This is a genomic window from Corynebacterium sp. 32222D000AT (assembly GCF_053546955.1).
Map to the genome: position 1 here is coordinate 24,763 of NZ_JBPPVW010000012.1, position 20,634 is coordinate 45,396.

Here is a 20,634-nt window from a genome sequence, read left to right on the forward strand (position 1 = left end):
ATGAGCACAAAGGTATCTGTAGCCCCCTCTGCCAGCCGATTGAGCCGTTCCCTGCGGGACATCGGTTACAGCTTTGAATCTGCCGTGGCAGACCTCATTGACAATTCGATCGCAGCTAAAGCTACCCAGATCGACGTCGATATCTTCTTCGAAGGGCGCAACTCCTACCTCACCATTACCGACAACGGGAATGGGATGAATGGCGAAGAGCTGAACGAGGCGATGCGTTTCGGTACTCGCCGAAGCTACCAACGCAGCGACCTCGGCCGCTACGGTTTGGGTCTCAAGACCGCGTCTCTTTCCCAGTGCAGGCGAGTCGAAGTAGTCAGTCGCAAGGAAGAAGGCGAGGGAGAAAGCCGCGTTCTCGATCTCGACTACCTGCAATCGACCGACCAGTGGTCGATTTTGGACTACACAGACGAGGAAGAAACCGCTGAAGCGCTAGAACGCTTCGCCTACCCGACTGGCACCGTTATTACCTGGCGGAAGTTGGACCGCCTTTTGCCAGTGAAGTCCCCCGAGAGCGGCTGGGGCCGCCGTCGCATTGAGAACCTCGGTCCCCGCTTAGAAAAGTACCTCTCGATGGTCTTCCACCGGTTCCTATCCGGCGAGGCCTTCAAGCAGGTCACTATCTCGGTCAACGGCAAATCTTTGCAGCCGTGGGATCCCTTCGTCCGACACGAAGAAGAAACCTCCGAGTTCGAGACCAATGAATTCGAGCTCGAGCATGGCGATAGTCTCGGCACCGTCACGCTTCGTCGTTTCCTGCTGCCGCAACGCGACAAGTTCTCTTCGCGCCAGGCCTTTGACGACGCGTCCGGCGTTGACAAATGGAACAAGCAGCAGGGCCTTTATATCTACCGCGCCGATCGCCTTGTGCAGTGGGGCGGTTGGAGCGGCATCCGCACTATCGACGAGCACTTGAAGCTCGCCCGCGCTTCGCTGGACTTCGATACGCCCTTGGACGAGGCCTTCAATATCAACGTCGCGAAGATGCGCGTCACCTTGCCCAGCGAGCTCAAAAAGATGCTGACTCGCCCAGTCAACGAGCTGTGCATCGCCGCTGACGCCGCCTACCGCAAGGGCGAAGCTCGCCACGTGAAGCCTGAGCCGATCGAGCAGATGCAAAAGCACGACTTCGGTGGCTACGAGGCGGGCCAAACCATCGGCCTCAACCTGCGCGCTGCGGCCGCGCGGACCGGCCACGCTAAGGCCCTCAACGAGGTTTTTGACCTCCTTAAGAAGGAAGCTCCCGAAGTAGCGGAGTATCTAGGCTTTAATTAGTACAAGGTGGCAGGTGCGTACGCCTTCTCGTACTCACACCACTTCTGCAACGGACAATCGAAGCACCGCGGGGCTTCCGTGGTGCATACCGTCCGGGCCAACTCATACAGTCCTAAGATGGCATCACGCGAATCCGTGTTCAGGCCGAGCATGCGGGCGATGCTGAGTCGCCCGTCCGACTGCTTGTTCCGGGTCTCGGCGTCGTAGCCTTGAAAACGCCCGGTAACGCGGAGCACGCCTTTAGCGACGATTACTGCCTCACTGCTTCGCTCCTCGGCGGTCTGCTCGCTGCCGGCTAACTCCAGCGTGGAGCGCTCAACCGGCTTCAGACTCGGAAACAGCGACTCATCGATTTCCGGTGCCCAGAACTCAGAGAGATTTTTCGAGATTTCCTCGCATACCGAACGGAATTTCTTCCGGCGCACCTCGTAGCGAGGCCCGCGGAATACATCGCAGATGGTCTCGATCGTCGTCTCCGGAGGGGCCACCTTCTTGGTGCACTGTGGAAGGGACTCCATCAGCGGCCACAGCATTCGAATCTCGGTCATCTGAGCTCGTTGCAGGAAAATCTCACCCAGCAAAACGAGCCACCGGTTGCCCGAGCGAAGCCATGGCTGAGTCAGGTCGCGCTCGTTGGTGTTTCGGTACCACTCGGCCAGCGCGGCCGAGGTGTCCTTCGAAGACCACTCCACGCGGTTGTCAGCGGCTAGCGAATCTAAGACTGCGGTACCCACTGCGGTCCCCAAACGAACGGGCACGGCATTGCCGATCTGTTTGAAGGCGGCGCTGGGAGGACCGCTAAAACGGAAATCGTCTGGGAAGGTCTGGAGGCGTGCGGCCTCTCGGACCGTTAGTGTCCGCGGCTGACGGGGATGGATAAAGCCGTACCCATCCTTAGCGATGTGTGCGGTAATGGTCCGCGACAGGTCGTTTTCGTCCAGACGCTTGTACTTATCGTTGAAAATGTCGGATCGATAGCGCTGCAGATGCTCGGGAAGATCCGAGTACTTCGTTTCCGACGTCATCAATTCGAAGGCGACCCGATCATCTTCGCGGACCGGACGAGTGATGTGGTCGTAGAGCCGGTTCGCCTCTTCCGCCGGCACGTTCCTACGAATGTATTTCTGGAAATCCGTGCGCGGGCCGTCGTATTCGATCCAGCCCTCGGCGCCACCCTCCGGACGCCACCCGCCTTCGACGGACGGCATATCGCCGATGGCGTTCCAGACGGAGACCTTCTTCGAGGCTTCCGCCGGCCACGCGAACTCGACCCCGCCTCGCAGCGCGACCAAAATCAAACGCTGCCGGAACTGCGGTACGCCGTAGCGCCACGCATCGAGTACACGCTCTTCGACGCTGTATCCGAGCTGCTCTAGTTCCTCAATCATGCTTCGGATAATGAACATCTCACTGTCCAAAGCCATGTCCGGGACGTTTTCCATAATCACGGCGCGAGGTTGTGCAATTTGCACGACTTCCAGATAAGCGCGCCACAGGTTGCGACGCTGATCCTCCGGATCGCGCAGACCTTTTTCGATGAGGTTACGGATGCCGTTACGGCCGGCTTTAGAGAATGGCTGGCAAGGCGGGCCGCCTGCCAATACCTCGATGCCTGCTTCCTTCATGAGAGAGCCAATTCGCTCCACACTCTCCTTGGATGACATGTCCCATGACACGGTCATACCGGGGAAGCGTGCGGCGTGGGTTTCTACCGCGTACTGGTAGTGGTCAACTCCCACGACCATTTCGATGCCGGCATCGGTCAGCCCCTGACTGAGTCCGCCGGCGCCACAGAACAAATCAATACCCAAGATGGCGCCTTCGGCACGGCGCCCCGCGCAGTACTCAATAAGCTCCTGCTCAGTTTCGCAGTGCGCAGGGTGCGGCGGAAGCTTCACGTACGGTCCCCGTACTTGCTTTACCGCATACTCATCTTTCGCCTTCACCCAAACTAATGTAGCGATATTCTCCCTAGAAACGAAATCCCCAGGCCCCCAAAAATCTCCATTAAGCTGCGATAATTCTTCTCATTACGAGCGATTAGCGCTGTGACCTGGCCGAAGAGCTCACCTGCCCATCCCCCGTGCCGGGAAAGAAAAATTAACTTTCTTCCAAAAATTAACGTGACGCACGGCACATCGGAGTACAGTGACTTCCATCACTGTTCCCTAGTGTCGCCCGTGAAGGAGTGCGTCATGGAAGCTGACCCTGCTGCCCGTCCGGTTGGTGCGTCCGGTGGCTCGCCGGCTGCTGATGAGGGCCAACAGAAGGTTCGCTGGACCCTGGTGGGGCCCGGCCTGGTGGCGGCGGCCACCGGCGTGGGCGCGGCGGACATGGTGGCCACGATGATTGCGGGCCAGCGCTACGGCTTTGCGCTGCTGTGGGCGGTCATCCTGGGCACGTTCATGAAGATCGTGCTCGTGGAGGGCGTGGGCCGCTACAGCCTGGCCACGGGCAATACCATCTTCCACGGCTGGCGGGAGCTAGGCCCGTGGACGACTTGGTACTTCGCGCCGTACATCGTGATTTGGGGGCTGGTCTACGGGGCCGCGGCGATGTCGGGCACCGGCCTGGCGCTGTCCGCCCTCTTCCCCGGCACGAGCCTGAACATGTGGGCCATCGGCACCGGGCTGGTCTGTTTCGCGCTGACGTGGCTGGGCCGCTACCAGCTCTTTGAGCGGATCTCCGCGGTGCTGGTGGGCATCATGTTCGTCACCGTCGTGGGCGTCGCCGCGATTACCGCGCCCAACCTGCCCGGGATCATCGCCGGACTGGTCCCCACCGTCCCGGATGGATCGTTCGTCTACGTGCTCTCCATCGCCGGCGGCGTGGGCGGCACTATTACCCTGGCCGCCTACGGCTACTGGCTGCGCGAGAAAAAGTGGTACACCCCGAAGTGGATGAAGGTCATGCGCCTGGACAACTCGGTGGCCTACCTCGTCACCGGCATTTTCGTGCTCGCCATGCTGGTGCTGGGCGCGGAACTGCTCTACAGCGCCAACGTGGCGGTCTCCGACAACGACGAGGGCCTGGTCGACATGGCCGACGTCCTGGAGGCCCGCTACGGGACCGTCCTGTCCAAGGGCTTCATCGTCGGCTTCTTCGCCGCCGCGTTCTCCTCCTGCCTGGGCGTGTGGAACGGGGTGTCCCTGATGTTCGCCGACTACATCGGCCACCTCAAGAAGCTGCCGCAGGACGACCCATCCACCAAGACCGGCGGCAGGTACTACCGCGCCTACCTGGTCTGGCTGACCTTCCCGCCGATGCTACTTCTGCTGCTGGGCAAGCCCACCGGACTCATCATCACCTACGGGGTCCTCGGCGCGCTGTTCATGCCTTTCTTGGGGCTGACCCTCCTGGTACTGCTCAACACGAAGCTCACGCCGAAGCGCTGGCGCAACGGCTGGATTGTCAACACCCTCATGGCGGTCATCTCCGTCGCCTTTGTCTACCTGTGCATCACCCAGGTCGCCGGACTCTTTAGCTAAAGGCCCCTAGCCAATCTGCACCTTGGTCGAGCAATCAATCTTGGCGTACGGACGGCCCTGGTTGTCCACCGAGGTCAGCGCGTAGTTTCCGCCGTAGGCGCGGCAGCCGTTGTAGGTATCCGGCGCGGGTGCGGCGGGGGCTGGTGCGGCGGGAGCTAGTGCGGCCGGGGCATCGTTGGCCGGCGCGGGGTTGGCCGGCGCGGGGTAATCGGCGGTGTTGGGGCGGGCGGACTCGTTGGTTAGGCGGTGGGCTTCTTCCTGGCGTTCTTTGTCGCGCTCGGCCTTCTCGACCGCGTCGGCGCGCTCATCGTGGAGGCGTTCCTCGGCCTCGTCGAGTTCGGCGCGGCGTTCGGCCAGGATGGTGTTGAGGCGATCGACCAGGTAGGTGCCGTAGAAGGCGTTGCGGGCGCCGCCCTCGATGGCGTCCAGATCGGCGCGGCGGGCGGCGGTGCCGGCCAGCAGCTTGTCGATGGCAGCTACCTCGTCGCCGGAACCATAGGTCGTGGTTGGGGACGAGCTCAGCGCGGTGGCAGCTTCGCCACCGTCGGTGGCGAAGCACTCGGGATCCACGTCGAAGATGCCGCGGCGGTCCTGCTGGGCGGCATCGACGGCCACCTGGACGGGCGGGTAGAACTTCCGCTTCTCACCGACCACCATGGCCGCAGCCAGGCCTTCCTCCGCGATGCGCGCGTTGACCAGCTCATCGTCCAGGAAGACGCCGGCCAGCTCACGGCCGTATTTGTCCTGGTGCTCGACGTCGTATTCCAGGCGCACGGCGGTGCCGGCGGGCAGGAGATCGGCCAGGAAATCGCGGGCTTCCTCCGCCAGGCAGTCGGCGGGGCGGCCGTCGCGGGCGAGCTCCGGGGTGTCGATGTTGAGCAGGCGGACGCGCTTGTCGCCGTCGGCGGTGTGCACGTCGATGGTGTCGCCGTCGATGACGCGGTTGACGGTGGTTTCCTCTTCCCCGCCGCCCAGGATGGCCACCCCGGCGACCGCGGCGAGGGCCACCCCGCCCACACCCAGAAGCGCTTTCCCGAAACCCATTGCGCAGGTCCTTTCTGTAAGTACAAAATCTTTCAGATCTTAGCCCGCCGGGGCTGTGGGGGTAGTCGGGGAATCCGTGAAACGTAACCCTATTCACAAATCGACGTGACGCGCGCTACACTGGATCCATCAGATTGTTCAACAATTTTAGGGATGGTGTTGATGTCTTCGCTTGTTATTGATCTCAACGCAGACTTGGGTGAGACGACCGCCGGCAACCCCGTGGCCGATGACGCGGCCATGCTGGAGCTGGTCTCGTCTGCCAACGTGGCCACCGGCTTCCACGCCGGGGACCCGCACTCAATCGCGCAGACGGTCCAGGCCGCGGCCCGCGCCGACGTGGTCATCGGCGCGCACGTGGGCTATAACGATGCCGCCGGTTTCGGCCGCCGCTTCATCGACTACGCCCCGGCGGAGCTGGCCGATGAGATTACTTACCAGATCGGCGCGCTGGAGGCCCTGGCGCGCGCGGCCGGCACCCGGGTGCGCTACGTCAAGCCGCACGGGGCGCTCTACAACACCATCGTGCACGATAAGGCCCAGGCCCAGGCGGTCATCGACGGCGTGCGCGCCTTCGGTGACCTGCCGCTGATGCTGCTGCCCGGCGGCGTGGCCGTAGACATGGCCGAGGACCAGGGCCTGACCGTGGTGCGCGAGGCCTTCGCCGACCGCAACTACAACGCCGACGGCACGCTGGTCTCCCGCCGCGAGGCCCACGCGGTCATGCACGACCCGCAGGCCGTGGCCGACCGCGTCCTGCAGGTGGCCCGCACCGGCTCTATCACCGCCTACGACGGCACCGAGCTGGCCGTCGATGCCCAGTCCGTGTGCACCCACGGCGACTCCCCCGGCGCCGTCGAGCTGCTGCGCGGCGTCGTGGACCTGCTGGGCCAGGAAGGCGTGGAGATTCGGAGCTTCCTCGATGTCTAACCCCACCATCCACCCGGTCGGCACGCGCGCGATGCTCATCGACTTGGACGGGCTCGACCAGGTCATGAGCTGGCACGCGGAGCTGTCCGCGCACCCGCTGCCGCACCAGGTCGACTGCATCGCCGCCGCCACCACCCTGCTGGTCACCTTCGACGCCCCGCGCGCGGCCGAGCTCGCCGCCGAGCAGCTGGCCGAGTTCCAGCCCACGAAGGCGGGCCGGCGCGAGCCGCGCACCGTGGACATCGACGTGCGCTACGACGGCGAGGACCTGGCGGACGCCGCGGAGCTACTCGGCATGTCGGAGCAAGCGCTCATCGACTGGCACACCTCCACCACCTGGACCGCCGCCTTCGGCGGCTTCGCGCCCGGGTTCACCTACTGCGCGCCGGAGGACCCCAGCCAGGCCAAGGCCGTGCCGCGCCGCCCCGACCCGCGCACGGCTGTGCCGGCGGGCGCAGTAGGCATCGCGGGCGATTTCTCCGCGGTCTACCCGCGTGTGTCCCCCGGCGGCTGGCAGCTCATCGGCACCACGAACACCCCGATGTGGGAGTCCCACGCGGAGCCGCCGGCGCTGGTCCAGCCCGGCGACCGGGTGCGCTACAACGCCGTGCGCGAGCTGCCCGAGCTGACCCGCGACCACGACGGGGCCAAGAAGTCCCCGGCGCGCCTGCCCCGCATGGAGGTCGAGGACGCCGGCCTGCTGACCCTGTACCAGGACCTCGGCCGGCCGGGCCGCGGCGACCTGGGGGTTACCCCCTCCGGTGCGGCGGACCGCGCGGCGGCCGCCACCGCCAATATCGCGGTGGGCAACCCGCGCAATGCGACGGTGTTGGAAAACATCGGCGGCATCCAGCTCAAGGCGCTGACCGACACGGTCATCTGCGTCACCGGCGCGACCGCCGTGGTGCGCGTGGGCGAATACCCGCTGCAGCTGGCCCGGCCCATCCTGGTCACCGCCGGCACCACCCTGACCGTCAGCCCGGCCATTACCGGCATGCGCTCGTACATCGCCATCCGCGGCGGCATCATCGCCGACACGGAGCTGGGCTCTTCCGCCACGGACGTGCTCTCCGGGCTGGGGCCGGACCCGGTCCGCGCCGGCGAGGTCATCGGCGTGCTGCCGCGCTCGAACGCCATGACCGACGCCCAGCTGTCCAACCCGCTGCGCGTGCGCGACGACAACGGCACCACCACCGGCGTGCTGCGCTGCGCGCTGGGCCCGCGCCACGACTGGTTCGGCGAGAACGTCCAGCAGTTCCTGGACACCGAGTGGACCGTCACCTCGGACTCGAACCGCGTCGGCCTGCGCCTGGCCGGGGATGCCACCATCGAGCGCGTCGTCGACGGCGAGCTGCCCTCGGAGGGCATGGTGGCCGGCAGCGTCCAGATCCCGCCGAACGGCAAGCCCGTGGTCTTCCTGCGGGACCACGCCGTGACCGGCGGCTACCCCGTCGTCGCCACCGTCTTGGAAGAAGATATTGATATTGCCGCCCAGCTCCCGCCCGGGGCCCGGGTCCGCTTCGAACTAGTCTCAGGAGTCAACTAACCATGGCCATTTCTGCTGTACTGATTGCTAACCGCGGCGAGATCGCCGTGCGCATCGCCCGCGTCGCCCGCGACCTGGGCATCCGCTCCATCGCCGTCTACTCCGAGGCCGACGCCGGCGCCCTGCACACCGTGGTGGCCGACGAGGCCTACGCCCTGCCGGGCAACTCCGCCGGTGAGACCTATATGAACATCCCGGCGCTGCTGGACATCGCCGTGCGCGCCGGCGCGGACGCCATCCACCCGGGCTACGGCTTCCTGTCGGAGAACTCCGAGTTCGCCCGCACCGTCAGCGCCGCCGGCCTGACCTGGATCGGCCCCGATCCGGACGCCATCGACCTGCTGGGCGACAAGATCGCCGCCCGCCGCGTGGCCGAGGAGGTCGGCGCCCCGCTGGCCCCGGGCACCTCCGATCCCATCGGCGACTGGCAGGAGGCCCGCGCCTTCGCCGAGGAGCACGGCCTGCCGATCGCCATCAAGGCCGCCTACGGTGGCGGCGGGCGCGGCCTGAAGGTCGTGGACACCATGGAAGAGATCGAGGGCGCGTTCAACTCCGCCGGCCGCGAGGCGATGGAGGCCTTCGGCCGCGCCGAGTGCTTCGTGGAGAAGTTCCTGGTCCACCCGCGCCACGTGGAGGCCCAAGTCCTGGCGGATACCCACGGCAACGTGCGCGTGCTGGGCACCCGCGACTGCTCTACGCAGCGCCGCTTCCAGAAGCTCATCGAGGAGGCCCCGGCCCCGAACCTGACCGAGAAGCAGTACCAGGGCATCATCGAGGGCTCCCGCGCCATCTGCCAGAAGGTCGGCTACACCGGCGCCGGCACCGTGGAGTTCATCGTCTCCGAGGACGGCACCATCTCCTTCCTGGAGGTCAACACCCGTGTCCAGGTCGAGCACCCCGTCACCGAGGCCGTGACCGGCGTGGATATCATCGCCGAGCAGTTCCGGATCGCCGCCGGGGAGGAGATCTCCCTCGCGGAGGATCCGGTCTCCCACGGCCACGCCTTCGAGTTCCGCATCAACGCCGAGGACATCCTCAACGGTTTTGCCCCCTGCCCGGGCACCATCGTGTCCTTCGAGCCGCCGACCGGCCCCGGCATCCGCGTCGATGCCGCCGTGCGGACCGGGTCCATCGTGCCGCCGTACTACGACTCCCTGATTGCCAAGCTGGTGGTCTGGGGACCGACCCGCCAGGTGGCCCTGCGCCGCGCCCAGCAGGCGCTGCAGGAGTTCACCGTCTCCGGCGTGCGCACCGTGCTGCCCTTCCACCGCGACATGGTCAACAACCCGGCCCTGACCGGCGAGGAGCTGGGGGTCTATACCGACTGGGTGGACCACAACTACCGCCCGTCCGCCGGCCACCAGACCGAGCAGGTGGAGGCCATCTACACGCAGCGCCGCACCGTGGCCATCGAGGTCGACGGCAAGCTGATGAACATCGGCCTGCCCGTCGAGTTCTTCCAGGCGCCCGCCGGGGCCGCTAGCTCCGCCGCGCCGGCCGGCGGCGAGGCCAAGGCCGGCTCCGCCGGGGCCGTGACCGCCCCGTTCGAGGCCAACCTGGTCGAGTGGAAGGTCGAAGACGGCGCCGAGGTCGCCGAGGGCGATGCCATCGCCACCATCGAGGCCATGAAGATGGAATCCGCGGTCAAGGCGCCCAACGCCGGCACGATTTCCATCAAGATCGACGCCGGCGAGCGCGTCACCCCCGACGACGTCATCGCCACCATCAACTAACCCCCTACCCCGCCGCGTCCCCCGGGCGGCAGTGCGGCCCCCTTTTCGCGGGGCGGTGCCGCCAAGCAGAAGGGCCAAAGTGCCCTGCTAGCCGGGGGTGCGGCATTAGACTGTTACGCATGCTTTCTCAGACCGTCGCGGCGGACCTTAGGGACGCCATCTCCCGGGGCGAGTACCAGCCGGGCGAGCAGCTCAGCGAGGTCAAGGTGGCCGCGCGCTTCGAGTGCTCCCGCAACACCCTGCGCGAGGCCTTCGCCCGGCTGACCGCCGAGCGGCTGGTGGAGCGCATCCCCAACCGCGGGGTTTTCATCGCCACCCCGGACCGCGCCTATATCCAGGATCTCTTCCGCGCCCGCGCCGCCATCGAGCCCTCCGGGGTGCTGTGGGGCGAGTTCGCAGACGCCGACGCGCTGGTCGCGCTGACCGAGTCCGCCCGCGCTTTCGCCGCCCGCGGCGAGCACCAGGAGGTCTCCAACATCAACCAGCGCTTCCACCGGGCGCTGGTGGCCGCGCTCGGCTCGCCCACGCTGGACGAGCAGATGGGCAACCTGCTCGCGCGCATGCGCCTGACCTTCCTGCTGGTCATCCCCCGCTACCCGCTGCTGCACGCCGATCACATCGACGGCAACGTGCAGCTGGCCGGCCTTATCGCCCGCGGCGAGCGCCGCGCGGCCGCCGATCTCTCGCACGCGACGCTGCGCGCGACCTGCGAGAAGATTCTGGCTGTGGTTTAAGGCCGTGTTTTAGGCCGGCGGCCTAGGGCACCTGGTAGCCCAGGTCGCGGGCGTCGGTGACCAGCATCTGCCCCGGCGCGTGGGTAATCGCCAGGCGCGGCGCCGAGTTCATCACCACCGCCTGCGGGGTCACCCCGCAGGCCCAGAAGACCGGGATATAGCCGGCAGGCACGTCGATGGCCTCGCCGAAGTCGGGCGCGTCCAGGCTATCGATGCCAATCGCCGCCGGATCCCCCACGTGCACCGGCGCCCCGTGGACGCCGGGGTAGCGGGAGGTAATCCGCACGGCATCGGCTACCTGGGAGGCCTTAATAGGCCGCATGGAGACCACCATCGGCCCGCTAAAGACCCCGGCCGGGTTGGTGGCAATATTCGTGCGGTACATGGCCACGTTCTTGTCCTGGGCGATGTGGGGGATCTCCACGCCGTTGTCCAGCAGGGCGGTCTCGAAGGTGAAGGAACAGCCGATGAGGAAGCTGACCATGTCCGGGGTGTAGAAGGAGGTGGCATCGGCAGTTTCCTGCGTTAGCTCGCCGTTTTCGAAGACGCGGTAGCCCGGGATGTCGGTGCGGATGTCCCCGCCGGCCAGCAGGTCCGAGGTGTGCTGGCCGGCCTCCAGCACGCCCACGATGGGGCACGGCTTGGGGTTGCGCTGGGCGAACAGCAGGAAGTCGAAGGCGTATTCCTGGGGTACGGCCAGCAGGTTGGCCTGCATATAGCCGCGGGCCAGCCCCGAGGTCGTCGGCAGCGGGTGGTGGCGGGCGAAGGCGCGCACCTCCGCCGGGGTCGAATTCGGGTTGAGTTGCTGGGTGCCTTCCGGTGCCATGGGGTGGCCTTCCTTCTTGTTATTTCGCTGGGGTGCTGGGATTAGGGTGCTGGGCCTAGGGCGCTGGGACTAGGGTGCTGCCGCCTAGGACCAGAGGGCGGCGATGCCGCTGAAGGCCATCACGCCGATGAAGATGGTCAGGAACCAGGCGAGGACGCCCAGGACCAGCAGCCAGGTCGGGTACTTGTAGCCCTGCAGCAGGTCGCGGCGGCGCCAGGCCACCCACATCACGATGGCGAAGCCGATGGGCAGGATGAGGCCGTTGATGGCTCCGGCGAAAATCAGCAGGGTCTGCGGGGCGGAGTTCAGCACCACGAAGGCCACCGCACACACGGCGATGAAGGCGACGGTGGCGAAGTTGCGGACCTTGTCGCTGGAGTTCTGGGAGGTCACGAAGGACACGGAGGTGTACGCCGCGCCGATGACCGAGGACAGGCCGGCTGCGAACAGGACCACGCCGAAGGCGCGGAGGCCGAATTCGCCGGCGGCGTGCTGGAAGGCATCGGCAGCAGTGTTGTCTTCAGACAGGGTGACGCCGGTGGCGACCACGCCCAGGACGGCCAGGAAGAGCAGCACGCGCATGATGCCGGTGATGATGATGCCGGAGACCGAGGTGTAGGTGATGCTCTTGACGTTCTCGACGCCGGAGTAGCCGGTGTCGATCAGGCGGTGCGCGCCGGCGAAGGTGATGTAGCCGCCCACGGTGCCGCCGATGATGGTGGTGATGACAAACGGGTCGATGGTCTCCGGGGCCACGGTGTTTTTGAGGGCCTCGCCCAGCGGGGGCTGGGAGACGATCGCCACGTAGAGCATGAGCAGGATCATGATGGCGCCGAGTGCGGCCACCAGCCGGTCCAAGGCCATGCCGGCGCGCTTGGACAGGAAGATGAAGATGGCAATGGCGGAGGCGATCAGGCCGCCCCAGCGGGCGTCGAGGCCCAGCATGGCGTTCATGCCCAGGCCGGCGCCGGCGATGTTGCCGATGTTAAAGACCAGGCCGCCAAAGAAGACGAAGGCGGCCAGCACCCAGCCGAGCCCCGGCAGGACCGTGTTGGCCAGGGTGTTGGCGCGCATGCCGGACACACACAGCACGCGCCAGACGTTGAGCTGGATGGCGATGTCAACGATGATCGACACCGCGGTAGCGAACGCGAAGGCAGCGCCTATCTGGACGGTAAAGACAGAGGTCTGGGTCAAAAAGCCCGGGCCGATGGCGGAGGTCGCCATGAGGAACATGGCACCCGCCATGGCGCCAATCCCCTTCGAGGCCGGGGACTTCTTCTTGGCGCCCGCGGGGGAGGCGGCGGCATCGGCAGCCGGTTGGGTGGTGCCTGCGGCCTGGGCGGAACCCTGGGCGGGGCCCTGGTTGTCGCTCTGGTTGCTGTGGGCGGGGCCCTGGTTGGAGTCCCGGCCTGGGGTCGAGCCGGTGTGAGAAGTGGATTCGGGTGTCTGTGCACTCATTGTTTTCCCTCCGCGATATAGGTCACACAGGTTTGTGATGCGCATCATCTTAGGGGGTTGTTGAACAATATGTAAAGGCGAACCCCACCCGCCTAACCCCGTGGGCATCGTGGGTACCCCGGGGGAGGCAGTTGGCTGGTGGTTGGTGGGCGGTTGGTTGGCGGTTGGTGAGCGCTGGCAGGTTAGTGCCTACCCCGGGGAACGGGCCCGGATGCCCGTACGGTTTACTAGTAGGCATGGAACCCGTCGATCTCGCCGCGCTGGTAGGTACAGAATCGCGTACTTACCGATCGCGAAAGGTCACCCCGCAAATGCACAACGCGCCGGTGCACGTGGCCATCGCCATGTGGGACATCCCCTGGAAGTCCGCCGCCGAGGGCAAGCTCAACGGGTGGGTCATCGCCGTGGATGCCAAGCCCGGCCCGCGCTTCGTCCGCACCGGGCGCACCACGGAGGAAGACACCGTGGGGCCCGTGATGCGCGACCTCAACGACGCCATCAGCGGCATCCGCAGCTTCAACGGCGCCAAGAAGAAGGTATGGTGCAACGTCGGCCGCCGCCGCGGGGCGCTGCGCCTGGAGCTGGAGAAGCAGGGCTACCTGGTCACGGGCAGTTTCTCCGAGTACAACCGCGCCTGCCCGCGGGCCAGCAAGCTGCGCACCGTCGAGGAGACCAAGGCCAAGCGCCAGGGCAAGCGCAACGGGCAGTCCCCCAAGCGCAAGCCCACTCCCCCGCCCGCCACGGAGGCTCACTGGTGGCCGCAGTTCTCCGACTTTTCTAACGCTAACGATGCCACCCCCACCCGCATCGCCACCGATGCCTCCTCCGACACCAACATCAAGGGCGCGTCGTGTTTCGTCGCCAGCAACGGCGACTACCAGCTACTTACCCGCCGCACGAAGGCCTCCACGGACGAGCTCGAGCTCGAGGCCCTCACCCTGGCCTTGAAGTACCTCGTGCACACCGATGCCACCGACGTCCTCATCGAGAGCGACAGCCAGGCCGCCCTACGCGCCGTCGATTACATCACCGGCCAGGGCAAGCTCGGCAAGCGCTGGCGCGGCATCCACCCGGGCGCGCTCTCCCGCTTCCAGCAGGCCTGGAAGGACAACCAGGGGCAGCGCAGCATCACCTTCCGCCGCGTCATGGGACACTCCGGCGACCCGCTCAACCGCGCCGCCGACAAGATCGCCATCATGGGGCTGCGCGCCATCGCCTACCGGCAGAAGGAGGTTCGCGACACCCTGGCAGAGGGCATCGATAAGGCCCTGCAGGAAGCCGCAAAGGACGCCCACAAGCGAGCTGCGTCGCGCCTGCCCGAGTCGGTGACGCGAGAGTCTGAGGCTGGTTCTCGGTCCGGTTCTGGGACTGGGTCTGGTGCTGGTGCTGGTGCTGGGTCTGGGGCTGGTGCTGGGTCTCGGGCTGGTGCTGGGTCTGGCTCCGGCGCGCGGAATAAGCGGCGACGGGGCGGGCGCCGCGGGGGACGTCGTCGCGGTGGGCGCCGACGCGGAAGTCCGGGCGCGGGGTCTGGGGCCTAGGTTTTCGGGGGCTGGTTCTGGGGCAGTTTTGGGGCCTGTTTGGGGCCTGCTTTGGGGCCTGTTTGAGGCTAGTTTGAGGCTAGTCGGGGCGGCCTTCGAGGCGGTGCCGGAGGCGTCGCCAAGCGATGCGCAGCGCAGAATGCGGCGTCGCGGCGAGCTCACGGGCATAGTTTTGTAGTTTGTGGCCCTTCGGGGTCGGCGCGGCGACCGTGTGAATAGGAATCTTGAGGTGCCAGGCCCAGAGACGGGTGCGCAAGATGTGGAAGTTGCTGGTGACGACGGTCATCGTCGAGCCGCGGGGTACCAGGCGCGCGGAATTTTCGAGGTTTTCGTTCGTACTGGTGGCCAGGGGCTCCAGGATGATGCGCTCCGGGTCGATGCCTTGGGCGGTGAGGTAGTTGTGCATCGGGAGCGCTTCCCCGTGCCCGCTGACCACGATGGGGGCTTGGGGGTATGCCTCGGCGAGGCGGGCGGCGGTGGCGAGGCGGGCGCGGAGCAGCGGTTCGGGGCGGCCGGCGGTGGTGCGGGAGCCGAGGACGACGATGGGGGCCGTCGGGTCAAGTGATGGTCGCCGGGAGGCTTCTCCGCCGTCGTTTTTGAACATAAGAATTAGGATACTTGAGGGCATTTGGCGGCCCATTCGGCGCCGTTAATGCCTATTTCTGCCAGAGGTTACCCCCGTTTTACTAACAATGTGACCATCTAGAACAAAGTTTTGCTTTAGGGGTTGCGTGGGGTGGTTGCGTGAATAGGATTGATGTCGTAAGGAACAAAGGTTCGAGCACCTCAAGGGGGTGAAGATCATGACCAAAGCGACGCAATCCATTGCCGAATGTGTAGCCGAAATCGAACAGGCATACTCCCGCCTGCACGCCGCCGTCACGGAGGTGGACTCGGTGTACTTTGGTGAGATCTACCCTTATTTCGAGAAGCTCGCTGCCCTCTCGGGCACCATCACTACTATCGATGCCGCCTTCGCGTTCATCGCCGAACGCGACGACGCCGGGCGCCACGTCAACTCCACGCGGGCGATGGACTACCTGATGAACCGGCTGGGGCTGTCCTACGGTGAGGCGAAGGACCGGCTCCGCAACGGGCAGACCATCTTCGGGACCGCTCCCCTGTCGGATCCGCCGCCCCTGCAGGACCCGCCGGAGGATGCTGAAGCGGGCGCCGGCAATGGCGCCGCTGATGGTTCGGCTGACGGTTCTGCTGCTGATGGGGACGCTGCGGCCGCCGCACAGGCAGAAGAAGAGCGCCGGAAGCAGGCCGAGGAGCGCCGCAGGAAGGCCGAAGAAGAGGCTCGTATTCGCCGGGAACGCGAGGAAAAGGCCCGCGCCGAGGCGCAGCGCAAGCTGCGGGAGAAGGAAGCTCTTCGCGGGCGCTACCTGTCCATCATCGACCGCGAGCTCAAGCACCTGAACGCGCACGCCACCCCGGGCCCGAACGAGCTGCGCAACAAGGCCATCGACGAGGCGAAGAAGCGAAATCTGAAGGACTTCGCCCAGTGGTTGCGCCGCGAGGTCCGTGCGGCGAATGCGCGCAGCCGGGATCCCTTCGGCAACCGGGACCGGTTCGCCGCCACCCGCAAGCGTCATTTGGAGTTCAGCCCCGCGGATGCCGACGGCGGCGTCCACGTCAGCGGTTACCTGGATGGCGCCACCGCGGCGCTGATGAGCCAGGCCTTCGCGACCGCCACGCGTCCGGGCACCCCGGACCTGCCGCCGGAGGAAGACAAGCGTAACTACCGCCAGCGGATGGCGGACCAGTTCACCGCAATTTTGCAGGAGTACCTCGGCTCGCGCGAGAAGGCGCACCCCGGCCTGGGCTCCATCATCATCTCCGGAACGGTCGAGGACTTCGAGAACCTCAAGGCGGATTCCCTGCTGCCCACCAACACCGGGCACTCGCTGACCCCGCTGGACATTATCCGACTCGGGGCCGCGGCTAGTGATTACCTCTGCATCATGGACTGCGAGGACTTCCAGCCGCTGGCGCTAGGTCGCTCGAAGCGGACGGCGAGCTTCATGCAGAAGCTGGCGCTGATTGCCTCCGAGCTGGTTTGCTCCCACCCCGGGTGCGACCGGGCCGCCAATGCCTGCGATGTCCACCATCTGCAGGCCTGGTACTACGGCGGGGTCACGGACATACACAATCTGACATTGTTATGCCGCTCCCATCACGTCAATAACAACGACAGACAAGATGGCAGAGGAAACATGGGCCATGCGGCCAGGGATCCTCGCAGCGGAAGGGTCGGGTTCGTCAGGCCCGGAAGTAGCGACGTCGAATGCAACGAATCAGTCGCCGCCCAAGAGGCCGCCGGGTATAAGCTCCGAAGGCAAACCGCGGCCGCTAGTTAAGACGGCCTAGTTGAAACAGTAGTGAGTGCCGGTAGTAGATGTCTGTAGTGGATACATGGATACCGGTAGTGGAGCCTGCCCGCGGCTAGATCAATGGGATCCGTGTGAGATCCGTGTGGGTTCCGTGTTAGTCACCCAGCAGTTTCCGGCGGAGGTTTGCGTCCTTTTCCTCCACCGAATCTGCCATGTCCTGCTGGTATTTGCTCATCTTCTCGATCAGCTGGGGATCGCCCGCGCCCAGGATCCGGACGGCCAGGAGGCCGGCGTTCTTGGCGCCGCCGATAGAAACGGTGGCGACCGGTACCCCTCCCGGCATCTGGACGATGGACAGCAAGGAATCCAGGCCGTCGAGCTCCTTCAGGGCCCGCGGGATACCGATGACCGGCAGCGGGGTGGCCGCCGCGACCATGCCCGGCAGGTGGGCCGCCCCGCCCGCACAAGCGATGATGGCCTGCAAGCCGCGGGTGTGGGCCTGCTTGGCGTAGGCGAGCATCTTCTCCGGAGTGCGGTGGGCCGAGACGACGCCGACCTCAAAGGGGACGCCAAATTCGGCCAGCACCTGGGCGGCCGGTTCGACGGTGGGCCAGTCGGAATCGGATCCCATGATGATGCCGACGCGGGCCTGGGTGTTCTCTGGGGTAGCGGTCATGCTGTGGGGCACTCCTTTGGTGAGTTTTGGGTTCTGGGTGCTGGGTTCTGGATCCTGGGGCCTGGATCCTGGGGCCAGGTTCTGAAGGCCGGGGCAAAGGTACGCGGGGCCTGAAGGCCGGGGTGAAGGTGCGCGGGGCCCGAAAGAAGCTGCCGGGCCCCGGTGGCCTAGTCGTCCCAGCGGGCGTTGACCAGGAAGCCGGCCGCCAGGCGGGCCTCGTGCCGGGTCTGCTCCGCGTCCTGGCCGGTCAGGTTGACGTGGCCAATCTTGCGGCCCGGGCGGTGGCCCTTGCCGTAGAGGTGGATCTTGGCCTGCGGGAAGCGGCGGTGGACCTCGACGGCGCGCTGGGCCATCGGCATCTCCGGATCCTCCTCGGCGCCCAGGACGTTGGCCATGACGGTGACCGGGGCGGTCGGGGTGGTCGACCCGAGCGGGTAATCGAGGACGGCCCGCAGGTGCTGCTCGAACTGGGAGGTCACGCAGCCATCCTGGGTCCAGTGGCCGGTGTTGTGGGGGCGCATCGCCAGTTCGTTGATGGCGATGTCTTCCTCGCCGGCATCGTTGGTGAAGGCGAAGAGCTCGACCGCAAGGACGCCGGTGACGCCGAGTGACTCGGCGACCAGGACGCCCAGTTGGGAGGCGCGGGACTCGAGGGCGGAGCTCAGCCCGGGGGCCGGGGCGACCGCCTCGGAGCAGATGCCGTCGCGCTGGACCGACTCGGTGATCGGCCAGGAAGCGGTCTGCCCCGACGGGGTGCGTGCCACCAGGGCGGACAGCTCGCGGGTCAGGGCGACCTTCTTCTCCGCCATCAGCGGGGTGCCGGCATCGAGGAGCTCGCTGACCAGGTTGACCAGCTCCTCCTCGGTGGAGGGGAACCAGACGCCCTTGCCGTCGTAGCCGCCGCGGCGGGCCTTCAAGCAAACCTGGCCGGAGGTGGCGGCCCAGAAAGAGGTGGCATCGTCAGTGCTGGTGATTTCGGCGAACTCCGGGACCGGGGCGCCGAGCTCCCGCAGGCGGCGGCGCATGACGAGCTTGTCCTGGGCGTTGACCAGGGCGGACGGCACCGGCTGCACGTTGTAACCGGCCTCGATGAGGGCCTCCAGGTGCTTGTTCGGGACGTGCTCGTGGTCGAAGGTGACCGCGTCCGCGCCCTCGACGGCCCGCAACAGGTCGTCGTAATCGGTGTAGTCGCCCACCACCACGTCGGCGCAGACCTGCGCTGCCGACGAATCAGGGCTGCCGGCCAGCAGGCGCAGCGATTGGCCCAACTCGATGGCGGCGGTCTGCATCATCCGCGCCAGCTGACCGTCACCAATGACGGTGACCACTGGCATACCGGGGGCATGGGCTTGGGGATTTCCAGCTTGTTCACTCACGTTTTCAATCCTAGCGCGGCGCCGGCGGCTCGCGTGTCACCCCAGGAAACCGGGCATGACGGTACCCCAATTAGCTAGTAGCGGGCCGCTAGCGCCAGATGGGCGATCGCAGCGCCCGCAGCTGATCCCCGATGGCAGCCTCGACCTTCTTGGTCTTCGGCACGTCCGGGAAATACAGGGCCTGGTCGTAGCCGCGGATCGCCAGCGAAATCCCGCCCCGGCGACGCCGGGCGCCCACGATGTCGCGCAGGGGAATCGAATCCGTCCGGCCGCCCAAGCGGGCCGCCCGGGCGATGACGCGGCGGTCCGTGACGATGAAGCGCTTCCGGCGCGAACGGATCACCGGCAGCACGAAGCGCCACACGCTGAGCGCTCCCCACAACACGACCAGCGCGTTGCGCAGGCGCAGGTCCGCCCCCTGCGCGTCCAGCCAGCCGATGGCTATCCAGCACACCCCCGTAATCAGGATGAGCTCCAGCAGCGGGAAGACGAGCGTGCGGAACGGCGCGGTCACGTCGACCCGCTTGGCCTCACCGGGCCCCATCGTCATATATCCCATAGCGCCCTAAAGCTTACCTGGGGTGGCATCGGCGGCGAAGGGCGGTGGAGGTTTCTAGCGCTGCGGCCGCAGGTGGGTCACGTCGCCGGCCGAGTAGTACTCGCCGCCCACGTTGATGCGGCCGTCGTCGGCAACGCCCTCGACGATGCCCTCCACATCACCCGTCGGCGCCTCCAAGCGCACCTCCTGGCCAATCGACGAGCACACCGCGCGGTAGTCCCGCATCAGCTGCGGGTCCTGGTTCTGCCACTGCGCGATGCGTCGGCGCAGGTTGGTCAGCAGGTCAATCGCCAGCTGGGTGCGGTCCGTGTCGCGGCCCTCCAGCGCTAGCGATGTCGCCTTCTCAATCGGCAGGTCCTCCCGGGTCAGGGTGACGTTCAGGCCCATGCCCAGCACGACGCGGGCGCTCGGGGCGGCGCCGGCCTCGGTCTTGGGGGCCACCTCGGCCTTGTTGATTTCGGCCTTGTTGACCTCTGCCTTGTTGACCTCGGTCTTGGGGGCCACCTCAGCCTTGTTGATTTCGGCCTTGTCGATCTCGGCCTTGTTGATCTCAGCATCGCCGGACTTGAACTCGCCGGTGGCCTTGCCCGATTTGAACTCGCCGCCCTTGAACTCGCCGGTCTTAAATCCGCCCGACTTGAAGGCGGCGCCGACCGGGCCGGCTTCGGCGAGGATGCCGCAGAGCTTGTTGCCGTCGATGTGGACGTCGTTCGGCCACTTCAGGACGGAACCCTCGACGGTGTCGGTCACCGCCAGGCCGCCCGCCAGGGGCAGGGTACCCAGGTGCTCGAGGGAATCCGGAAGCAGCAGGACCGAGAAGATGAGCTGCTTGCCAGCCGGGGCGACCCACTTGCGGCCCAGGCGTCCCTTGCCGCTGACCTGCTCGTTGGCGAGGAGGACGGTGCCGTCGGCGACATCGTTAGCCCCCATCAGATCCGTGTTCGTGGATCCCGTCTGTTCCTTGTAGTCGACGGTGCTGTAAAGCCCGGACAGCGCGGCGCGGATGCGGTCCAGGTCCAGATCACTGCTGGGGTGCACGGCATCGTTGTGCTCAGTATTGTTTCGCTCAGTCATAACCCAAACAATACCCGCCGGGCCCGCGA

Annotated in this window: 17 protein-coding genes; 8 read left to right on the forward strand and 9 right to left on the reverse strand. The window is 66.2% G+C overall.

The genetic code is table 11. The features are described from left to right. The gene (locus ACEE23_RS08140) at nt 1-1,284 is read left to right on the forward strand and encodes an ATP-binding protein (protein WP_368521593.1); all 1,284 of its coding nucleotides are present in this window, start codon (nt 1-3) and stop codon (nt 1,282-1,284) included. Here ACEE23_RS08140 and dcm read toward each other — a convergent pair. After that, nucleotides 1,281-3,230, reverse strand: coding sequence for a DNA (cytosine-5-)-methyltransferase (dcm, locus tag ACEE23_RS08145; protein WP_368521594.1), 1,950 nt, complete (start codon nt 3,228-3,230; stop codon nt 1,281-1,283). The two genes, ACEE23_RS08140 and dcm, sit on opposite strands and share 4 nt — an antisense overlap. Before the next feature lie 249 nt (nt 3,231-3,479). On the opposite strand from dcm, the gene ACEE23_RS08150 reads away from it, so the two are divergent. Further along, on the forward strand, nt 3,480-4,772 hold the full coding sequence (locus ACEE23_RS08150) for an Nramp family divalent metal transporter (protein ID WP_368521595.1): 1,293 nt from the start codon (nt 3,480-3,482) through the stop codon (nt 4,770-4,772). A 6-nt stretch (nt 4,773-4,778) separates the two neighbouring features. Here the strand turns inward: ACEE23_RS08150 and ACEE23_RS08155 are convergent, their stop codons facing one another. Beyond that, nucleotides 4,779-5,816, reverse strand: coding sequence for a thermonuclease family protein (locus ACEE23_RS08155; RefSeq protein ID WP_448872069.1), 1,038 nt, complete (start codon nt 5,814-5,816; stop codon nt 4,779-4,781). A gap of 162 nt (nt 5,817-5,978) precedes the next feature. Here ACEE23_RS08155 and ACEE23_RS08160 point away from each other — a divergent pair, with 162 nt between their 5' ends. The 4 genes from ACEE23_RS08160 to ACEE23_RS08175 all read left to right on the forward strand — a co-directional run bounded on the left by ACEE23_RS08160 (nt 5,979) and on the right by ACEE23_RS08175 (nt 10,759). Then, the gene (locus ACEE23_RS08160) at nt 5,979-6,746 is read left to right on the forward strand and encodes a LamB/YcsF family protein (protein ID WP_368520119.1); all 768 of its coding nucleotides are present in this window, start codon (nt 5,979-5,981) and stop codon (nt 6,744-6,746) included. Continuing rightward, the gene (locus ACEE23_RS08165) at nt 6,739-8,292 is read left to right on the forward strand and encodes a 5-oxoprolinase subunit B/C family protein (protein ID WP_448872067.1); all 1,554 of its coding nucleotides are present in this window, start codon (nt 6,739-6,741) and stop codon (nt 8,290-8,292) included. Before ACEE23_RS08160 ends, ACEE23_RS08165 begins: the two co-directional genes overlap by 8 nt. Before the next feature lie 2 nt (nt 8,293-8,294). Beyond that, nucleotides 8,295-10,025 (forward strand): acetyl/propionyl/methylcrotonyl-CoA carboxylase subunit alpha, encoded by a 1,731-nt coding sequence (locus ACEE23_RS08170; RefSeq protein WP_448872065.1) that lies wholly within the window; start codon nt 8,295-8,297, stop codon nt 10,023-10,025. A 119-nt stretch (nt 10,026-10,144) separates the two neighbouring features. Further along, nucleotides 10,145-10,759, forward strand: coding sequence for a GntR family transcriptional regulator (locus ACEE23_RS08175; RefSeq protein WP_368520116.1), 615 nt, complete (start codon nt 10,145-10,147; stop codon nt 10,757-10,759). 22 nt (nt 10,760-10,781) lie between these two features. On the opposite strand, the gene ACEE23_RS08180 is transcribed toward ACEE23_RS08175, so the two are convergent. Both ACEE23_RS08180 and ACEE23_RS08185 read right to left on the reverse strand, forming a co-directional pair. Beyond that, nucleotides 10,782-11,585 carry a putative hydro-lyase gene (locus ACEE23_RS08180; RefSeq protein ID WP_368520115.1) on the reverse strand — a complete coding sequence of 268 codons (804 nt, stop codon included), beginning with the start codon at nt 11,583-11,585 and terminating at the stop codon, nt 10,782-10,784. An 84-nt stretch (nt 11,586-11,669) separates the two neighbouring features. Continuing rightward, the gene (locus tag ACEE23_RS08185) at nt 11,670-12,833 is read right to left on the reverse strand and encodes an NRAMP family divalent metal transporter (protein WP_448872092.1); all 1,164 of its coding nucleotides are present in this window, start codon (nt 12,831-12,833) and stop codon (nt 11,670-11,672) included. A gap of 449 nt (nt 12,834-13,282) precedes the next feature. Here ACEE23_RS08185 and ACEE23_RS08190 point away from each other — a divergent pair, with 449 nt between their 5' ends. Beyond that, complete coding sequence (locus ACEE23_RS08190) at nt 13,283-14,584, forward strand: RNase H family protein (protein ID WP_368520114.1); 1,302 nt, start codon at nt 13,283-13,285, stop codon at nt 14,582-14,584. A 79-nt stretch (nt 14,585-14,663) separates the two neighbouring features. On the opposite strand, the gene ACEE23_RS08195 is transcribed toward ACEE23_RS08190, so the two are convergent. Continuing rightward, nucleotides 14,664-15,188, reverse strand: a complete 525-nt coding sequence (locus ACEE23_RS08195; protein WP_368520113.1) for a YdcF family protein — start codon at nt 15,186-15,188, stop codon at nt 14,664-14,666. Between the two features lie 199 nt (nt 15,189-15,387). Between ACEE23_RS08195 and ACEE23_RS08200 the strand changes: the two genes are divergently transcribed. Continuing rightward, nucleotides 15,388-16,947 (forward strand): DUF222 domain-containing protein, encoded by a 1,560-nt coding sequence (locus ACEE23_RS08200; protein ID WP_448872062.1) that lies wholly within the window; start codon nt 15,388-15,390, stop codon nt 16,945-16,947. Nucleotides 16,948-17,074: 127 nt separating this feature from the next. Here the strand turns inward: ACEE23_RS08200 and purE are convergent, their stop codons facing one another. The 4 genes from purE to ACEE23_RS08220 form a co-directional block, all read right to left on the reverse strand. After that, nucleotides 17,075-17,596, reverse strand: a complete 522-nt coding sequence (gene purE / locus ACEE23_RS08205; RefSeq protein ID WP_368520111.1) for a 5-(carboxyamino)imidazole ribonucleotide mutase — start codon at nt 17,594-17,596, stop codon at nt 17,075-17,077. 167 nt (nt 17,597-17,763) lie between these two features. After that, nucleotides 17,764-18,972, reverse strand: a complete 1,209-nt coding sequence (locus ACEE23_RS08210) for a 5-(carboxyamino)imidazole ribonucleotide synthase (RefSeq protein ID WP_448872060.1) — start codon at nt 18,970-18,972, stop codon at nt 17,764-17,766. 88 nt (nt 18,973-19,060) lie between these two features. Beyond that, nucleotides 19,061-19,531, reverse strand: coding sequence for a hypothetical protein (locus ACEE23_RS08215; RefSeq protein ID WP_368521601.1), 471 nt, complete (start codon nt 19,529-19,531; stop codon nt 19,061-19,063). 54 nt (nt 19,532-19,585) lie between these two features. Next, nucleotides 19,586-20,605 carry a biotin--[acetyl-CoA-carboxylase] ligase gene (locus ACEE23_RS08220; protein WP_368520108.1) on the reverse strand — a complete coding sequence of 340 codons (1,020 nt, stop codon included), beginning with the start codon at nt 20,603-20,605 and terminating at the stop codon, nt 19,586-19,588. Nucleotides 20,606-20,634: the final 29 nt, after the last annotated feature.